General features: G+C 38.4%; 19 protein-coding genes and 1 riboswitch. Of the genes, 15 read left to right on the forward strand and 4 right to left on the reverse strand.

Going from position 1 to position 16234, the window contains the following annotated elements; translation table 11 throughout:
* Nucleotides 1–152: 152 nt before the first annotated feature.
* From ACFVSW_RS16750 to ACFVSW_RS16775, 6 genes are all read left to right on the forward strand, one after another.
* Nucleotides 153–869 carry a response regulator transcription factor gene (locus ACFVSW_RS16750; RefSeq protein WP_387317796.1) on the forward strand — a complete coding sequence of 239 codons (717 nt, stop codon included), beginning with the start codon at nt 153–155 and terminating at the stop codon, nt 867–869.
* Complete coding sequence (locus ACFVSW_RS16755) at nt 866–2647, forward strand: ATP-binding protein (RefSeq protein WP_387317797.1); 1782 nt, start codon at nt 866–868, stop codon at nt 2645–2647. The genes ACFVSW_RS16750 and ACFVSW_RS16755 overlap by 4 nt, the downstream gene beginning before the upstream one ends.
* Before the next feature lie 210 nt (nt 2648–2857).
* Nucleotides 2858–3409: an RNA polymerase sigma factor SigX gene (gene sigX / locus ACFVSW_RS16760; protein ID WP_387317798.1), complete on the forward strand. Its 552-nt coding sequence runs from the start codon at nt 2858–2860 to the stop codon at nt 3407–3409.
* A complete protein-coding gene (locus ACFVSW_RS16765; protein ID WP_387317799.1) occupies nt 3384–4577 on the forward strand; it encodes a negative regulator of sigma-X activity in 1194 nt (397 codons plus the stop codon). Before sigX ends, ACFVSW_RS16765 begins: the two co-directional genes overlap by 26 nt.
* Nucleotides 4578–4749: 172 nt before the next feature.
* Nucleotides 4750–5511, forward strand: a complete 762-nt coding sequence (locus ACFVSW_RS16770; RefSeq protein ID WP_387317800.1) for a peptidoglycan DD-metalloendopeptidase family protein — start codon at nt 4750–4752, stop codon at nt 5509–5511.
* 139 nt (nt 5512–5650) lie between these two features.
* Nucleotides 5651–5785: riboswitch (FMN riboswitch) on the forward strand.
* 162 nt (nt 5786–5947) lie between these two features.
* Nucleotides 5948–6514, forward strand: coding sequence for an ECF transporter S component (locus tag ACFVSW_RS16775; RefSeq protein WP_387317801.1), 567 nt, complete (start codon nt 5948–5950; stop codon nt 6512–6514).
* A gap of 113 nt (nt 6515–6627) precedes the next feature.
* On the opposite strand, the gene ACFVSW_RS16780 is transcribed toward ACFVSW_RS16775, so the two are convergent.
* Complete coding sequence (locus ACFVSW_RS16780; RefSeq protein WP_024030326.1) at nt 6628–6876, reverse strand: ferredoxin; 249 nt, start codon at nt 6874–6876, stop codon at nt 6628–6630.
* Between the two features lie 267 nt (nt 6877–7143).
* Here ACFVSW_RS16780 and ACFVSW_RS16785 point away from each other — a divergent pair, with 267 nt between their 5' ends.
* From ACFVSW_RS16785 to ACFVSW_RS16810, 6 genes are all read left to right on the forward strand, one after another.
* Entirely contained in the window at nt 7144–8181 is a 1038-nt protein-coding gene (locus ACFVSW_RS16785; protein WP_387317802.1) for a YpbB family protein, read from the forward strand.
* Entirely contained in the window at nt 8181–9689 is a 1509-nt protein-coding gene (locus ACFVSW_RS16790; protein WP_387317803.1) for a RecQ family ATP-dependent DNA helicase, read from the forward strand. The genes ACFVSW_RS16785 and ACFVSW_RS16790 overlap by 1 nt, the downstream gene beginning before the upstream one ends.
* Complete coding sequence (locus tag ACFVSW_RS16795; protein ID WP_387317804.1) at nt 9686–10291, forward strand: CPBP family intramembrane glutamic endopeptidase; 606 nt, start codon at nt 9686–9688, stop codon at nt 10289–10291. Before ACFVSW_RS16790 ends, ACFVSW_RS16795 begins: the two co-directional genes overlap by 4 nt.
* The gene (locus tag ACFVSW_RS16800; protein ID WP_387317805.1) at nt 10288–11037 is read left to right on the forward strand and encodes a LysM peptidoglycan-binding domain-containing protein; all 750 of its coding nucleotides are present in this window, start codon (nt 10288–10290) and stop codon (nt 11035–11037) included. The genes ACFVSW_RS16795 and ACFVSW_RS16800 overlap by 4 nt, the downstream gene beginning before the upstream one ends.
* Before the next feature lie 508 nt (nt 11038–11545).
* Nucleotides 11546–11632: a hypothetical protein gene (locus tag ACFVSW_RS16805; protein WP_387317819.1), complete on the forward strand. Its 87-nt coding sequence runs from the start codon at nt 11546–11548 to the stop codon at nt 11630–11632.
* Nucleotides 11633–12029: 397 nt separating this feature from the next.
* Entirely contained in the window at nt 12030–12485 is a 456-nt protein-coding gene (locus ACFVSW_RS16810) for a DUF2663 family protein (protein WP_387317806.1), read from the forward strand.
* A 29-nt stretch (nt 12486–12514) separates the two neighbouring features.
* Here ACFVSW_RS16810 and cotJC read toward each other — a convergent pair whose 3' ends face one another.
* From cotJC to ACFVSW_RS16825, 3 genes are all read right to left on the reverse strand, one after another.
* Complete coding sequence (gene cotJC, locus ACFVSW_RS16815) at nt 12515–13084, reverse strand: spore coat protein CotJC (RefSeq protein WP_387317807.1); 570 nt, start codon at nt 13082–13084, stop codon at nt 12515–12517.
* A 176-nt stretch (nt 13085–13260) separates the two neighbouring features.
* Nucleotides 13261–13521 carry a spore coat protein CotJB gene (locus ACFVSW_RS16820; protein ID WP_387317808.1) on the reverse strand — a complete coding sequence of 87 codons (261 nt, stop codon included), beginning with the start codon at nt 13519–13521 and terminating at the stop codon, nt 13261–13263.
* A complete protein-coding gene (locus ACFVSW_RS16825; protein WP_387317809.1) occupies nt 13518–13748 on the reverse strand; it encodes a spore coat associated protein CotJA in 231 nt (76 codons plus the stop codon). The genes ACFVSW_RS16820 and ACFVSW_RS16825 overlap by 4 nt, the downstream gene beginning before the upstream one ends.
* A 147-nt stretch (nt 13749–13895) precedes the next feature.
* Between ACFVSW_RS16825 and ACFVSW_RS16830 the strand changes: the two genes are divergently transcribed.
* The 3 genes from ACFVSW_RS16830 (at nt 13896) to ACFVSW_RS16840 (ending at nt 16098) form a co-directional block, all read left to right on the forward strand.
* Nucleotides 13896–14528, forward strand: a complete 633-nt coding sequence (locus ACFVSW_RS16830; protein ID WP_387317810.1) for a CBS domain-containing protein — start codon at nt 13896–13898, stop codon at nt 14526–14528.
* 131 nt (nt 14529–14659) lie between these two features.
* Nucleotides 14660–15439, forward strand: a complete 780-nt coding sequence (locus tag ACFVSW_RS16835) for a metallophosphoesterase (RefSeq protein WP_387317811.1) — start codon at nt 14660–14662, stop codon at nt 15437–15439.
* A gap of 77 nt (nt 15440–15516) precedes the next feature.
* Entirely contained in the window at nt 15517–16098 is a 582-nt protein-coding gene (locus ACFVSW_RS16840; RefSeq protein WP_387317812.1) for a genetic competence negative regulator, read from the forward strand.
* The last annotated feature ends 136 nt before the right edge of the window (nt 16099–16234 follow it).

The raw sequence follows: 16234 nt of genomic DNA on the forward strand, positions 1-16234 counted from the left end.
TAAGTGAAGGCTTTTTATCAAAAATATAAAATCCTTTATTGTTGATATTTGACTTTGTCAAATTATTGACACTTTTAATAGGTGTAAATACCACGAAAAGATAGCAAAAAACCATACCATTTTGTACAATAAACTCTATGGGGGGATTAATAATGGATCGAGACGTGAAAATTTTAGTAGTAGATGATGAGGAAAGAATTCGCCGTTTATTAAAAATGTATTTAGAGCGTGAAGAGTATACAATTGATGAAGCAGAAGATGGAAACGAGGCTTTAATCAAAGCAACAACAAATGATTATGATGTTATTTTGCTCGACTTAATGATGCCTGGTAAGGATGGAATTGAGGTTTGTCGTGAATTAAGAGAAAAAAAGGCAACTCCTATTATTATGTTAACGGCAAAAGGTGAGGAAATTAATCGTGTTCAGGGCTTTGAGGTGGGCACAGATGACTATATAGTCAAACCATTCAGCCCTCGTGAGGTTGTCTTACGTGTTAAAGCGCTGTTAAGAAGGGCATCACAAACAAGTTATCTGCAAACAGAAACGACCACTAAGGATGTTATTGTATTTCCACATTTGACAATTGACAATGATGCCCACCGGGTAACTGCTGATGGCAAGGAAGTTAGCTTAACACCAAAAGAATATGAATTGCTTTATTTCTTGGCAAAAGCCCCGGATAAAGTGTTTGACCGTGAACAATTACTAAAAGAAGTTTGGCATTATGAATTTTTCGGCGACTTACGGACGGTAGATACCCATGTAAAACGCCTGCGTGAAAAATTAAACAAGGTTTCCGAACAAGCTGCCAGAATGATTGTAACGGTTTGGGGAGTCGGCTATAAATTTGAGGTAGTTAATGAATGACCTTTTTACGAAGTGTTGTAGGTAAACTTTGGATTACCATTCTTTTATTAGTTTCATTCATCCTGTTTATCTTAACAGTCATGCTGCTTGAGTTTTTCCAAAATTATAATATCCAACAAACCAAGAAGGATTTAACCCATACAGCTGAAAAAATCGCTCATGTCCTAGAAGGACATCCAAACGATAAATTACCTATTGGTTTAGAAATATCTTGGGAAATTATCGATGATGTAACCAAAGTTGTCATAGTAAAAAATGATGATGAAATCTATTACTCTCCAAATACAGAAGGTGCAAAAAAATTATCGATAAAAGATATCAAAAGTGATCCCGAATTATCAAAGGTGTTTCGCAAAAACACAACGGTTGAAAAAGTTTCTGACCTTTCGGCTAGTGATGGGACGAGAGGTACTAATTATTCGATAATAGGTGTCCCGCTGCATCTGCCAGGTGAAAAAGATGGCGCTGTATTTATTTATCAATCCTTAGAAGTTATGCAGGAAACCTCACAATCAACGACAAAGTTTATTCTGCTTGTTGCTGGTGTTGCCATTATTCTAACAACTATTTTTGCCTTCTTTCTGTCTACAAGAATTACTGCACCGCTTAGAAAAATGAGAGAGGCTGCGTTTGAAGTGGCCAGAGGAAAATTTGATACGAAGGTTCCTATCCTTACTCATGATGAAATTGGCGAGCTGGCAACGGCCTTTAATCAAATGGGCAGGCAGTTAAAGTTCAACATGAATGCCCTCAGCCAGGAAAAAGAGCAGCTTGCCAGTATCTTAAGCAGTATGGCAGATGGAGTCATTACCTTTAATCGCGATGGAACGATTTTAATCACTAATCCTCCTGCAGACCGATTTCTACAATATTGGTATTATGAAAAAGGTGAATTTACATCAGATTCAGAGGCTATTCCTTCCCAGGTTATGGAGCTTTTTCAACAGGCTGTTGATACTGAAAAGGAGCAAATTGGTGAAATTTCACTTCAAGGTCGTCATTGGGTCATTTTGGTGAGTCCTTTATATAGTAACCAGTTTATCCGCGGCGCAGTAGCTGTCTTAAGGGATATGACGGAGGAAAGACAATTAGAAAAGATGAGACAGGACTTCATTGCCAATGTTTCACATGAGCTTAGGACACCGATTTCCATGCTCCAGGGCTATAGTGAAGCGATTGTAGACGATATTGCTGAATCACAGGAAGAAAAGAAGGAAATGGCAAAGGTCATCTATGATGAATCATTGCGGATGGGCCGGCTGGTTAATGAACTCTTGGATCTGGCACGGATGGAAGCTGGACATTTACAATTAACCATGGAAGAGATAGATCTTTCGCCATTTATCAGCAGGATCATTCATAAGTTTCAAGGATTGGCAAAAGACCATGACATTCAGTTGGATGCTGAAATAGAGAAGGAAATTACTTCTGTTTCGTTTGACCCTGATCGTATTGAACAGGTTTTAACAAATTTAATTGATAATGCGATTAGGCATACCCCAAGAGAAGGGGCAGTTAGGGTTACGATTACTTCAGAAGATAATGGCATAAGGATGAAAGTAAAAGATTCTGGCTCTGGTATCCCTGAAGAAGATTTACCGTTTGTTTTTGAGCGCTTTTATAAAGCAGATAAAGCAAGGACACGGGGAAGAGCTGGTACCGGGCTCGGGCTTGCGATTGCAAAGAATATCATTGATGCACATCGGGGCCATATCTCGGTTCAAAGTAAAGTCGGGATGGGAACGACATTCTCCTTCCTGCTCCCTCGAAAAAAGTAAGATTAACAAGTAATTTGCCGATTGTTCTTGATTCACGGGGAACAATAAAAAGCTCATCCTTTGGGATGGGCTTTTTCCAATAATCCATAAACTTTAAACAAATTACTACGAGTTAATACCTTCCATTTCGGCTGAAAAAAGTCTATATTAATAGGGTGTAACCTTTTATACATAGAAAACGACTAATATTATGAACGGGGAGGGGAATTGATGGACTCCGTTTTCGAGGAACTTTATCAAAAATATCATAATGACGTTTTTCAATTTCTATTTTATATGGTTAGAAATAAAGAACATGCAGAGGATCTGGTTCAAGAAGTCTATATTCGGGTATTTAAGTCTTATGATCGTTTTGAAGGAAAAAGCAGCGAAAAGACATGGCTGTTTTCGATTGCTAGAAACGTAGCCATCGACTTTTTCCGTAAACAAAAGGGTTGGAAAGAAAAAATACTCGAAAAATTTGATTGGTCAACTAATCAGGTAAAGGATGAGTATCCAATACCAGAAGAGATTACCGTCCAGAAAGAAGAAATCAAATGGATTTACAAATGTCTTGAATTTTGCACAATGGATCAACGCGCCGTCATTATTTTGCGCTATCTGCAGGATTTATCTATTGCTGAAACAGCAAAAGCATTAGGCTGGACGGAAAGTAAAGTTAAAACAACACAACACCGCTCCTTAAAGGTATTAAAGAAGCAAATGGAAATGTCCTATGAAAAGGAGGGAGTAACTAGTGGAAAAGTCGGAGTGGAGCGATAGAGAGCTCGAAGAACTATTAATGCAAATGCCAACAATTAAAGATCATCGCGATCCTCGTGACATTTATCAAAATCTTTCACTAAAAAAGCGTAAAAAGAAAACATGGCTGTTACCAGGCTTGGCTGCCGCAGCTGCATTGCTGCTTTTTTTCATCTTAGTTCCTAAAATGATCGATGGGACAAATTTCTCATACGATACCGCACACGAGGAAAAATCATCAGGGAACAACCAAGTTATGAAGGCAGCGGATAAGGATTCAACCATTGCAATGAAAGACGAAGCTTCTTCACAGAGTAAGTCGATGTCCGGAACGAGCAACAAAATGGAGCTTATGGACGCAAGAAGCACCAAAACAGCAGTCTATGAGGATGAAGTGGGGAATGGAACGGTTTTAACCTATTGGATTCCGGACTCACAGGCGCAGATTCTCGTTCCTGTTTCGATCATCGTTCCTGCTGAAAAGGATAAGTCTTGGCTAACACTATTTGTTGATAATATGGCGAATTTAAAGGAAGAAGAGTGGGGATTATCTGATTACTATCCGCTCAAACTTTCAATGAAGCTCGATGAAAAAACAAATAGTGTGGACGTTGTGGTTCCGGAAGACCATAAGTACGGACAAGGATCAACAGAGGAAACCGGTTTTATTAAAACCTTAAATAATGATGTATCCTCAAATAGCACTATTAAAAAGTTGAATTTCTTTACAAATAACGAAGCAGGTATTGAGTTCGGTAATACAGGAAGAGTAAAAAATCAGGATGTTATTGACGTGAAAAAACATGCCTTTTTCTTTCATTTTCCTGAAGGAAGCGAACTGCCATTTTTAGCACCTTCAATAGGTACGTATAGCGATATTAACAGCGCCTTTGAGGATATGAAAACCGATAACCCTACGTACTGGCTAAAAAGCTCTCTGGAGCATTTACAGCCGTTATCTGATGTAACCGTAAACGGCAATACCTTATTTGTTTCCTTTAAGGACATTATCGACATGAAGGATGATCAGCTTACATTAGCATCGTTTGAGGCGTTATTGTTAACAGCTAAGCAATTTGGCTTGGAAAAAGTAGTGGTGAAGGATTCACGATTAACACATCTTGGACCATTTGATTTAACTAAAGAAACCAAGGTGCCAGTGGCTCCAAATCTCCGTGATATCCAATAAAATTCAAAAATCAACCGAATAGGTTGATTTTTTTTGAATAAAATTGCTGTGTACTCCAAATTATAACAAGTATGCTCTAGTCCTGATTCCCAAATCCAGATGTTCTAAACCTGATTAAACGAACATATGGTGTGGAAGAGAGCGGTCAAGTTATAAGGAGGAAAAGGGAAATATGCGTGACTACATAAAGAGGTTTTTGATTGCCATCATTATGGCGCTTTGTGTCAGTTTATTGTTCATAGGCGGCAAACATTCGGAGGCTGCGGGTATGCTAGAGACAAAAGAAATGAAGGATCGCTGGATTTGGCCGGCAGATGGTGTTATATCTGATACATATGGAACGAGGCAGGGGAAACATAAAGGAATTGATATTGCAGGGAAAATCGATACTCCCGTGCTTGCTGTTGATGGGGGAGAAGTAGTCAAAGCCTATTATTCTAATACATATGGGAATGTGGTATTTGTTAAACATCCAAATAATTTGGTAACCGTTTATGCCCACTTAAATAAGCGGAATGTACTAACTGGCCAAACGATAAAACAAGGTGAAGTTATCGGTAAAATGGGAAGAACAGGAGTAGCCACCGGAACTCATCTCCATTTTGAGGCCCATCAAATGGAATGGAGATATGATAAAAGGTATGCAATGGATCCGGAAAGGCTCCTCGGAAAAGCAGACGTCGGCGAAGCTGTACAGGGTGGAATCGCAAATATTGGTGATAACGTTTTAGCGGCAAGCTCCCATTTCCATCCGGAAGTTGAAAGCAAACCGCGATCAATTAATTTATCAAATGATGCCGCCTATATCGTTAAACAAGGCGATACCTTGTACTCGATTGCAAAGAAACAAAGGATTTCAATATCGAAAATAAAAGAATTAAACCACCTTACTTCTGATCTGATTAGACCGAAACAAATATTAGTTGTTCACTGAATATAAGTTACCCGTGGCAAATATGTCCACGGGTTTTGTTATGAAAATGTTGAAAAACAAGCCTAAAAGTTGAAACGTGAGATCTTTCGCTTAACAAAATGACGTTTCTCCAGTATAATAAACTTGTAATTTAATATCGATCTATCTTCGGGGCAGGGTGAAATTCCCGATCGGCGGTATTGAGTAGTTAATACTCTAAGCCCGCGAGCCTTTTTAGGCAGGATTTGGTGTGATTCCAAAGCCGACAGTATAGTCTGGATGGGAGAAGATGGAGGTTCTGCAGACGTTCAAAAAATTTTTGCGATTGAACGTTTATTAAGCATGCCTTCGTAAATCTCCCTCGAGAAAATTTCTTGAGGGTATTTTTTTTTACAAGGGCATCTGAATTGCTGAACCTCTCTTCCTTAAGCGATGGATCAAAAAAGGAGAGAGGAAAATGAAGAACACAAGAGTAAAAACTATGGTGACAATTGGAATGCTGAGCAGTATTGCCTATCTGTTAATGCTATTAAATTTTCCATTGCCGCCGTTCCAAGGTTTCTTATTAATCGATTTCAGCGATATCCCCGCATTGATTGCAGCGTTACTCTTAGGACCGATTGCAGGAATATTAGTTGAGTTTTTCAAAAATGTTCTAAATTATATTGCGACTGGAAGTCAAACAGGGATTCCAGTAGGCCATATTGCTAATTTTCTAGCGGGTATTCTGTTTATTTTGCCGACTTATTATTTATACAATAAAATAAAGACGCGAAAAGGCATGACACTTGCTTTAATACTTGGCACAACCACAATGGCGGTTATGATGAGTGTATTAAATTATTTTTTTATACTCCCTGCCTATACGGCCCTCTTACATTATCCTGATCTGCGTAACTATGTGGTACCTGGAATCCTGCCGTTCAATATCATAAAAGGTGTTGTCATGTCGATCGTCTTTATGTTACTGTTCACCCGGATGCAGGCATGGATTAAGAAATTTTCCACAGTGAAAAGTGTATAATTATAGATAAAGCAATCAGGATACCCTCCTGGTTGCTTCTTAAATGAAAAAAATAAAACCCCCGTCGAAGAGGAAGGGGGCTAGTAGCTTAATAATACTTTTTTGACAAAATATTATTCGAATTTAGTTGGATTGCCATCAAATGCTTCGTCGGCAACTTTGATTGAATCAGTTGGGCAGCCTTCAAAAGCATCCATCATATCATCGATTAATACATCTGGAATTTCAACGATACCTTCATTATCGTCAAGAGTTACAAATGCAATGCCTTCATCATCATAATCATAAATATCTGGTGCTGCTGCGCCACATGCCCCGCAAGCGATGCAAGTTTCCTTGTCCACAATCGTATACTTTGCCATGAAAAAAAACCTCCCAGTAATATAACAAAATTATTCTTCCTCGTTTTCCATTGTGAAAATGGAAACGCATTACTCATATCTATTGTAAAACTGTATGAGCAACTTTTCAATAGAAAAATGCTTTTAAATACTATTGTTTGTTTAATTGAATTTAATAAACTTCCACAATTTCGAGCAACGAGAATCATCATTTCATGGTAGAATAAAAGGAAGAAAAAAAGGACATTTTGTCGAGATAATTCGAAAAAGTGTGGGAGGAGAGCTTGGGTGGCGCAATTAGCATCGATAATTCTGTACTGTTTAACACAATTAAACGGAGAACGGACGATATATTCTATCTTTCATCTTTTGAACGGAAAAAAGTCATCCCAAACCATCCAAGATGCTCATTTATTTTCTTTGAAAAACTTTTTTGGAGTATACGAACCTCTAACAAGAGAATCCTTCGAAGACATCATTCAAATGATGCAAGAAAGCGAGTGGATCTATAATTGTGGCGAGCAGCGATTCCTTCCAACGCCCACAGGTAAGTCTTTTTTAGGAAACCATCCATTGCCTAAATATCTAAATGGCTGGGACCATCACTCATTCACTACGCAGTTTTGGGAAAGGCTGAGTTTATTTATACAGGTCACTTCGAATCTTGGTTTCCAGGAATCAAGATACATACCTATCCAAAAAAATAAGCATGTTCATCAATGGCTGAAATCTGTTTTAAAAGAAATCAGAGTACCAAGGAATGAAATGGGGACAATTGTTTATTCCGAGGTAGTGGAATGCTTCAGTGGTGACAATGAAATCGATCCTTCTTTGTTGGTGTTTCGGCTGACAGGTTTTCAACAGATTGGTTTAACGGCATCGCAGGCAGCTAAAAGACTACAGTTGGATTATCATGATTACCATATCGGATTCATTAATACATTACATTACTTGATTCGAAATATTAGCGAAAATGCTAATCGTTTTACGGTTTTAGCCTATTTAATGCAGGATTTAATACAAGAAAATGAATTAACACTTTCTTCAAGGAAAACGCAAAAACTATTAAATCAAGGATATTCCCCAGAGATGATTGCAAATTACAGACATCTGAAGTTAAGTACAATTGAAGATCACTTTGTTGAATTTGCATTAAATGTTGATGATTTCTCTATTGATACTTTTGTGGATTCAGAGCTGCAAACGAAAATTCTTGAAATATCCAAACATTCTGCTACTAAAAAGCTAAAGCTGATAAGGGAGAAAGTGCCGGCAGCCACTTATTTTCAAATAAGGTTAGTGCTGGCGAAGTATGGTGATCGATAATGGAATTAGAAAGTATTTTAGAAAAGCATTTTGGTTATCATTCGTTTAAAACCGGGCAGAAGGAAGTAATCTCATCCATCCTTGCCGGAAATCATACATTGGCGATGCTGCCGACAGGGACAGGTAAATCGTTGTGTTACCAACTTCCTGGGCTTATTTTAAAAGGGAAAATCTTAATTGTTTCCCCACTTCTCTCCCTCATGCAGGATCAGGTAGAGCAATTTAAACAGTTTGGCGAAAAAAGGGTCATTGCCTTGAATTCATTTCTTTCAACAGAGGAAAGAAATAATGTGCTTACGAGCATAAGCAGTTATAAGTTTATTTTCATATCTCCTGAAATGCTCAGGATGCCCTTTATAATGAAAAGACTGCAAGGCCTTGACATCTCATTGTTTGTTGTTGATGAAGCACATTGTATCTCACAATGGGGTTATGATTTTCGTCCTGATTATTCAAAACTGGGCGACATTCGCCAAAAATTAGGGGATCCCCTAACCCTTGCACTTACCGCTACTGCTACAAGCAAGGTAAGAGAGGATATTATCGCTTCTCTTCGAATAGAAGAAATAAACAAAATAGAATCGACGATTGACCGCCCGAATATAGCGATGTATGTTGAAAACTTACCCGACTTTCATGATAAGAAAGACAGAGTAATTGAGCTGGTAACTAGTCTGCAAAAACCAGGAATCATTTATTTTACTAGCAAAAAAGCGGCAGAACAAATGGCATCATTGCTAGTGGATAAAGGGATTTGCCGGGCAATGCCCTATCACGGAGGAGTGGATCAAAATTCAAGGATTTTAATCCAACAACAATTTATCTACGGGCAGCTGGATGTAATCTGTGCAACAAGTGCATTTGGGATGGGGGTAAATAAAGAAAATATTCGGTTTATTATCCACTATCACATGCCGATGCAAATGGAATCCTATCTTCAGGAAATCGGCAGGGCAGGACGTGATGGGCTCCCAAGTATTGCGGTATTATTGTATTCACCTGGAGATGAGCAGCTTCCAATCCATCTTGCAGAAGGTGAATTGCCTTCAGAGCAGCAAATTGATTGGCTGTTCAACAGATTATCGGATGAACAAAGATCAATGGATGTTGGAGTGCAATTGCCTAATCAATTTAAGGAGCTTGGTGGTTTTTCAGAAATTCAATGGAGAATTATCGAGGACTTTGTTTATAGCCCGCATCGACATAAAAGTCGGCTTGAAGAGCTGCAAGCGGCTTTTAAGAAATTTATTAATGAAAGATTTATCGTTAAGAAAAAAAATATTTTTCAAATGAAAAAATGGGTGGAAGCCACTTCTTGCCGACGAGAATTAATCTTGCAATATTTTGATGAAGCATCGTCTGGAAAGGTTCCATTCTGCTGTGACCAATGCGGACTGCAACTTAACGATTACCAAATCGGACACCTTGCCCTAATGCCAAAAGCAAATGAGGAGTTGTGGAAGGACTATCTTGCTAAAATCTTAATTAATCGTGAGTTGAGCAAATGAAAAAGAAGTATAATGAATTAATCACAAATTTAACGGATAAAGAATTACTATTTCACTTATATATGACTCAAATTATTCTTCTGGCAATTTCGATCATCTTAGGGTTTCTCTTATTTGATCATTTCTTCTATTTGAGCAAGATTTACTTGAAAGACATTCATATTGCTATTATAGGCATCCCTGCTGGTGTTGCGGTGGTTATCATTGATATTGTTTTAATGAAATTGCTGCCTGCTTCTTTTTATGATGACGGGGGACTTAATGAAAGGATTTTCAGAAAAAGAAGTTTTATCCATATAATGGTGATTGCTGGGTTTGTCGCATTTAGTGAAGAATTACTATTCCGCGGAATTATTCAAACAAAGGTTGGACTCATCCTGGCAAGCATTATTTTTGCGATTATCCACTATCGATACCTGTTTAATTGGTTCTTATTTTTAAATATTATCTTGCTAAGCTTTATTATTGGGGTTATTTATGAGTGGACAGATAATTTAGCGGTTACGATTGTTATGCATTTTGTTATCGATTTTCTGTTAGGCATATATATTAAATTAAGACGAAGAAAGATGACTGATGAACAGGGGGGAGTTGCCACGTGAACAAAGAAGAACCATATAGAGATCAAGCAGAGAGATTGAAACAGCGGATTCAAAAAATTAATGAAAAAAATGAAATTGTCGAGGAGGGTGACAAATTACCTCCAAGAGAGCAGATTCATCGTCAAAAGAAAAAGAAAACAAAATGGAAGATAAAATATCCAGTTATTAGTTTTCTAGTCTTATCATTTATCCTCCTTCCCGTCATTATTTATAGTGTAATTTTGTATAGTGATGGTGGAAAAAAAATCAATGGAACAGAAAGAAACTCAGGAGACTCAGTAGGGTATGAAACAATCAACCTTGAAAAGCAAAAGAAAGATGACGAAAGTAAAGTAGACAAATCCGACAAATCTGACCAACCGATGGAAATAAAGGTAGATAGTACGGAATTGATTACACCAGAAGAAAAGAGCGAAGAGCCAAAGGTTGAGGATGACCAGCCTGTAACTACTAATAATGCCAATTCTTCCTCTCCGCCCCCTGCATCTAATGCAGCCAATGTGAATAAGCAGGACTCAGACAAGAATATTCCGCAGCAAGAGCAGAAGACAAATAACCAAACTAATACGCCGCCAAAGCAAGATAAAATTATTTACCATACTGTCAAGCCGCAAGAAACTCTCTTTAAACTGGCGAAGAAATATTATAATTCAGCAAAAGGAATTGATATTATTAAGAAGGCCAACAATCTGCACAGTGACCAAATTCAAGTTGGTCAAGTTTTGAAAATACCATTAAACAACTAACCGATCCTAGCTCGGTTCAGGCTGTCGAAAAACTTTCGATAGCCTTTTATTTCATTCATTTTCTTTAATAATTCACCGCGTTAATTTGTTTTAATATTATTTGTATACGGTCTTTTCAACAGGTCTGTTGATTTGCGCTCCAGGCGGCTTCGCTTTCCGCGGGCGTGCCGGGGAGCCTCCTCGGCGCTGAAGCGCCTGCGGGGTCTCCCCTGCCCCGTACTCCCGCAGGAGTCTTCGCCACCTTCCGCTCCAATCAACAGTGCGGTATTAATAAAGACTTCGACTTAACCAATAAATTTTAAAAATAAGTGGTGAATTCAAGGTTTAAGCCAAAAGATCCTAGCTAAAGTGAATTTGAATTTGTTTCTATTGATGAATTAGTTCAAGACATCCACCTTTTTCTTTTGATTGTCAAATATTTCAATTTTTGTTTTTTCTTAAAAAAGTACGTCCTTATTATAGCGATGATAACGGATGCCCTACTGATCCCCTTATTCTTTTTTAAATGATGTTAATTGTTTATCTTTATGGCATCCGTTCTAAACGTCAATTAGAAATGGAAATAAGAACAAAAGTCGCCAATCGCTGGTTTTAGGCTTGAATATATAAAAAAGGTTGCGACACACTTTGCCATGTTAGAAAAAGTGTGTTGCAATTCTATAGGTTGATTTTGACCCCCTGTTGATTGGAGCGTAGGGCACTCGACTCCTGCGGGATAGAGAGGTCACGGGAGACCCCGCAGGCGCCAAAGCGCCGAGGAGGCTCCCGGACCTCCCCGCGGAAAGCGAGTGCCCGGAGCGGAAATCAACAGGCCAGTTAGCAGGGACAATCCATTAATAAAAAATTGTTGAGAAATATCCCCATTCTCGACAATCTGAACCGATCTTAGATCGGTTTTTTTCCGTTTAAAAAACATAATGAAGAGGACAAGTTCATATGAATATATGGAAAAGGGGCGGAGCGCCGGTTTGTACGAAATGGAGGTTGATAAAATGGATTCTCCAATCCAATTACTTGAGAATACCGATCAAGCAACGAAGCAAATGTTAGAAAATGTAAGGAAAAGAAAGAAAAAGTTTGAAGACACAAAAAGATGGCATTATTTTTCAATATATGGGACACTCTTGTTTGCCTTTTTTTTCTTGGCTTATTTCTATTTTACAATTGCTGAACATTATTCTTATTCTTTTTTAGCGATGTTATCGGCTACTTTAAATGATACCATCAATGTTTTGTTATTAAGTTTGACGATTATAGGGTTTGGAGCAATGAATCTTTTAAAACAACAAAAGGAGAAAAAGGAGAAGGAATTTCAAGAATTGCGTTGTGAAATCGTCGACCGCAGTAAGGATTTATGGAAGAGGGAGGAAGAATGGAAAAACCGCCATATTGTTTTTGAAATCATGAAAAAACAATATGACATTAACCTTTATCACGAAAAAAAATAAGAAGCAGGCTTAAACTGCTTCTTATATCTTTAAAAAATCGTTTTCCTATCTCTTTCTTCTTTTAAGATTTCTACGGCTTCACGGAACCGCTGTGCATGAATGATTTCCCGCTCCCGCAAGAAACGAAGGCTGTCATTGATATCAGGGTCGTCACTTAGATTAATGAGCCATTGATATGTGGCCCTGGCCTTTTCTTCTGCCGCTATATCCTCGTATAAATCAGCAATCGGGTCGCCTTTTGCAGCAATGTAGGAGGCTGTCCACGGCACGCCTGCTGCATTTTGATAGAACAGAGCGCCATCATGGTTAGCATAATGATCGCCAAGTCCAGCCGTTTTCATTTGTTCAGGTGTGGCATCCTTCGTTAATTTATAAACCATGGTGGCAATCATCTCAAGGTGTGCAAATTCCTCCGTTCCAATATCCGTAAGAAGTCCGATTACTTTATCAGGAATGGTATATCTTTGATTTAAATAGCGAAGTGCCGCTGCAAGCTCACCGTCAGCACCGCCATATTGCTCAATTAAATATTTTGCTAACGTTGGATTACAGGTGCTGACGCGGACAGGATATTGCAGTTTTTTTTCATAAACCCACATTTACTCGGTCCCTCCTTTTATACTTCGAATACTGTCTAGCTCCAGCGCCCAGCGTCTATTGTACTAGCCCTCTCCTCCCTACGATAAGTCAACATCGGCTCGCTTCGCTCACCGTGTTTCCTTTATCTCAGTCGGAGCGGTCTAGTCCATACGCCGCTAACCGGGCGCTTCCGCTTTTAAATTTGCCACGGCCAAGGTGTATCTTTCCAATTCCAAGGATATCCGGAGTAGCTGTTTCCATATTGCAGTAATGGTCCGAATTGGCTTTCAAATGCCTTTTTGATTTTTTTTCTTTCTTTGACATAATGATTAAATTGATTGATTGCTTCCATGTCATCCGGATGGGTATCTAAGTAAAGTGTAAGCTCGACTAAAACAAAATCAACCGTTTGAAGCTGTTCCATTAATGGATAATACTCGGCGGGTACTTGTTTCATGTTTGAAGTCCCCCTTGTGCCTTTTCGAAATGGTTATAATACGGATCATAAAAGTCTTTCCAAAGCGTGCCCGCTCTAAGTGCTTCAGCAGGCGTGAATTGGGGAAGATTAGGTGGTTGAAATCCCATATATAAATGAGGTGGAGTAGAATAAGTTTTTTCAAGTAATGGTTTGCAAGGGTCGAATGGACTGGCATATGGATGATAAGTTTTTTGATGGGTATTCATAGTTGCCCTCCCTATATTCAACATCAATTAATCATATGAAATTTTTTTGTGCTGCATGTCATAAAACTTTAAGATATTAAAGGGTTTTTCTCTTGGTTGTCGAAGTATTATTAAGAAGTAAAGATTAATACTTTGAGGTGATGCAAATTGTTCGTAAAAAATATGATGATACCCAAGCATGAGTGTTATACGGCACAGGAAGGTGTAACACTAAAAGAAGCTTTAGAAATGTTAGAAAAGTATCAAATTGATGGAATCCCGGTATTAAGCGGCGATAAATATTTAGGTATTGCAACAAGATATACTATTTATGAAAGTTATTTTCTGTCTGACAAAACCAAGGATGAATATTTAAATTCAACTTACGTTAAAGATATTGCAACACATCAAGAAAAGTTTTTGGAGGGTGGAGAAGTATTTGAGAAAACACTTCTCAATTTGAAAGATTTCCCGCTGTTAGCTGTCGTCGACAATAAGCGGAATTTTCTTGGTGCAGTAACACGGTCGGATGTTCTTAGTTCATTCGAAAGTGCATTTGGGGTAAATCGCCCAGGTGTGAGAATTGCATTTACATCTGTTGAAACAGAAGGCCGGATTGCTCGTCTTTCAGAAATTGCCCATCACTTCCATGAGCACATCATTTCACTTGTTACTTTCGATGAAACTGATAAACTTGTACGAAGAATCGTCATGAAGATTGAAAAGAAGGATAATATTGAGAAGTTTACCAAGAAGCTTGAAGAATATGGTTTTCGTATCTTAAGTATTGATGAAGACTAATGAAACGAATTGGTGAATATTTCAAATCCCTCTCATACATTGTATGGAGGGATTTTATGTTTTTTTAGTTTCCATATGGTTATGTTATGATTTCTGTACAACATTAAGTTAGGAAATGGGGAAAAGAGAAAATGCTTGTTCTTTTTGTTGTCCTGTTTATAATTGGCGGAAGCCTACTCTTATATATGCTCCGAGAAGCATTTTTAAACGATATAAAGGAACACGAATTATTTTTTTCTGACTTTCCAGACACATTTGGTAGTGTTTCGCTCTTTTTTATTTCGGATATTCACAGGCGAACCATTTCGGACAAAATTATTAATGGCGTTAAAGGGAAGGCTGATATCGTTGTCATCGGAGGGGATCTCACGGAAAAGGGTGTATCCTTTGAACGCGTTAGAGCAAACCTGTTGAAATTAAAGCAAATTGGTCCCGTTTACTTTGTTTGGGGTAATAACGATTATGAAGTTGATTATCATCAATTAGATGCAATCCTTCTCGAGACAGGAATAAAGGTACTAGATAATACAGCCGTTACCTTTGAATCAGAACAAGGGGAGAAGTTATCTTTACTCGGAGTGGATGACTTGAATCAAAAACGGGATCGACTTGATTTGGCACTATTAGATGCGGAGGCTGCGAGTTTCAAAATTTTAGCAAGCCACTATCCAAGCATAACTTTTAAAATTCAACCCGAAAATGATATTCGACTTGTGCTATCCGGACATACGCATGGGGGACAAATACATATCTTCGGGTATAGCCCCCAAAAACGAGGCGGCATAAAAAAACTAGAAAACACGATTCTGTTAATTAGTAATGGCTACGGAACCACGTCACTTCCTTTAAGGCTTGGAGCACCAGCAGAAACTCATTTAATTACGCTAAGAAAAGGTAATGACCGGTTTTGATTGATGTAGACAATTCACCAATAGAACCCTAAGGCATACACTGAAAACAAGTTTATGTCACGGCAGGGGGCAAAAGCATGCGCTTAGAACGCTTAACGGCCAATAAAATTAAAATTTTTTTAACCTCTGATGATTTGTTTGAAAGGGGACTTTCCAAAGAAGATATTTGGAAGGATTCAAGCAAATGGAATCAGCTCTTTCATGATATGCTCGAAGAGGCGAGTGAAGAATTTGATGTTGATATACAGGGTTCTGTTGCAGTTGAAATATTTTCCCTTCAGGCCCAAGGTATGATTTTGATTATTACCGTTGATGAAGGAAAAGATGATGAACAGTTATTATATGATGGTTATATTGAAATGCAGGTAAGGCTTGAAGGCTGTGAAGACCTCTTATATGAGTTTGAAGAATTTGAGGATATTATTAGTCTTTCAAAAAGACTGTCCTCGGTAGATATTTTTGGCGGTAGCCTCTATTCAATGGGGAATTACTACTACATTTTGATGGATAAAGCAGAAACTGTAAATAAAGATAAGACTGCCTGCATTTTATCAGAATACGGCAATCCTTCCATTCAAAGCCCGTTCGTGTTAGCTGAATACGGTAAAGCAATTATTAAATATAAAGCGGTGGAAACAATTCTTCAATTTTTTAAATAAGCTCTGTTAAAAGTGAATGTTGATTTCCGTTCCAGGCGCTTGCTTTCCGCGGGGCGGGCGGTGAGCCTCCTCGGCGCTAAAGCGCCTGCGGGGTCTCACCTGTCCCGCTGCTCCCGCAGGAGTCTCGCGCCTTCCA

This window comes from Neobacillus sp. NPDC058068 (assembly GCF_042885335.1).
Classification (GTDB): Bacteria; Bacillota; Bacilli; order Bacillales; family Cytobacillaceae; genus Neobacillus.

Excerpts from the sequence above, each read along its gene's own strand:
- ACFVSW_RS16750 (WP_387317796.1), top strand. The coding sequence starts at position 153 with ATGGATCGAGACGTGAAAATTTTAGTAGTAGATGATGAGGAAAGAATT.
- ACFVSW_RS16755 (WP_387317797.1), top strand. The coding sequence starts at position 866 with ATGACCTTTTTACGAAGTGTTGTAGGTAAACTTTGGATTACCATTCTT.
- sigX (WP_387317798.1), top strand. The coding sequence starts at position 2,858 with ATGGACTCCGTTTTCGAGGAACTTTATCAAAAATATCATAATGACGTT.
- ACFVSW_RS16770 (WP_387317800.1), top strand. The coding sequence starts at position 4,750 with ATGCGTGACTACATAAAGAGGTTTTTGATTGCCATCATTATGGCGCTT.
- ACFVSW_RS16775 (WP_387317801.1), top strand. The coding sequence starts at position 5,948 with ATGAAGAACACAAGAGTAAAAACTATGGTGACAATTGGAATGCTGAGC.
- ACFVSW_RS16780 (WP_024030326.1), bottom strand. The coding sequence starts at position 6,876 with ATGGCAAAGTATACGATTGTGGACAAGGAAACTTGCATCGCTTGCGGG.
- ACFVSW_RS16790 (WP_387317803.1), top strand. The coding sequence starts at position 8,181 with ATGGAATTAGAAAGTATTTTAGAAAAGCATTTTGGTTATCATTCGTTT.
- ACFVSW_RS16795 (WP_387317804.1), top strand. The coding sequence starts at position 9,686 with ATGAAAAAGAAGTATAATGAATTAATCACAAATTTAACGGATAAAGAA.
- ACFVSW_RS16805 (WP_387317819.1), top strand. The coding sequence starts at position 11,546 with ATGTTAATTGTTTATCTTTATGGCATCCGTTCTAAACGTCAATTAGAA.
- ACFVSW_RS16810 (WP_387317806.1), top strand. The coding sequence starts at position 12,030 with ATGGATTCTCCAATCCAATTACTTGAGAATACCGATCAAGCAACGAAG.
- cotJC (WP_387317807.1), bottom strand. The coding sequence starts at position 13,084 with ATGTGGGTTTATGAAAAAAAACTGCAATATCCTGTCCGCGTCAGCACC.
- ACFVSW_RS16820 (WP_387317808.1), bottom strand. The coding sequence starts at position 13,521 with ATGAAACAAGTACCCGCCGAGTATTATCCATTAATGGAACAGCTTCAA.
- ACFVSW_RS16825 (WP_387317809.1), bottom strand. The coding sequence starts at position 13,748 with ATGAATACCCATCAAAAAACTTATCATCCATATGCCAGTCCATTCGAC.
- ACFVSW_RS16835 (WP_387317811.1), top strand. The coding sequence starts at position 14,660 with ATGCTTGTTCTTTTTGTTGTCCTGTTTATAATTGGCGGAAGCCTACTC.
- ACFVSW_RS16840 (WP_387317812.1), top strand. The coding sequence starts at position 15,517 with ATGCGCTTAGAACGCTTAACGGCCAATAAAATTAAAATTTTTTTAACC.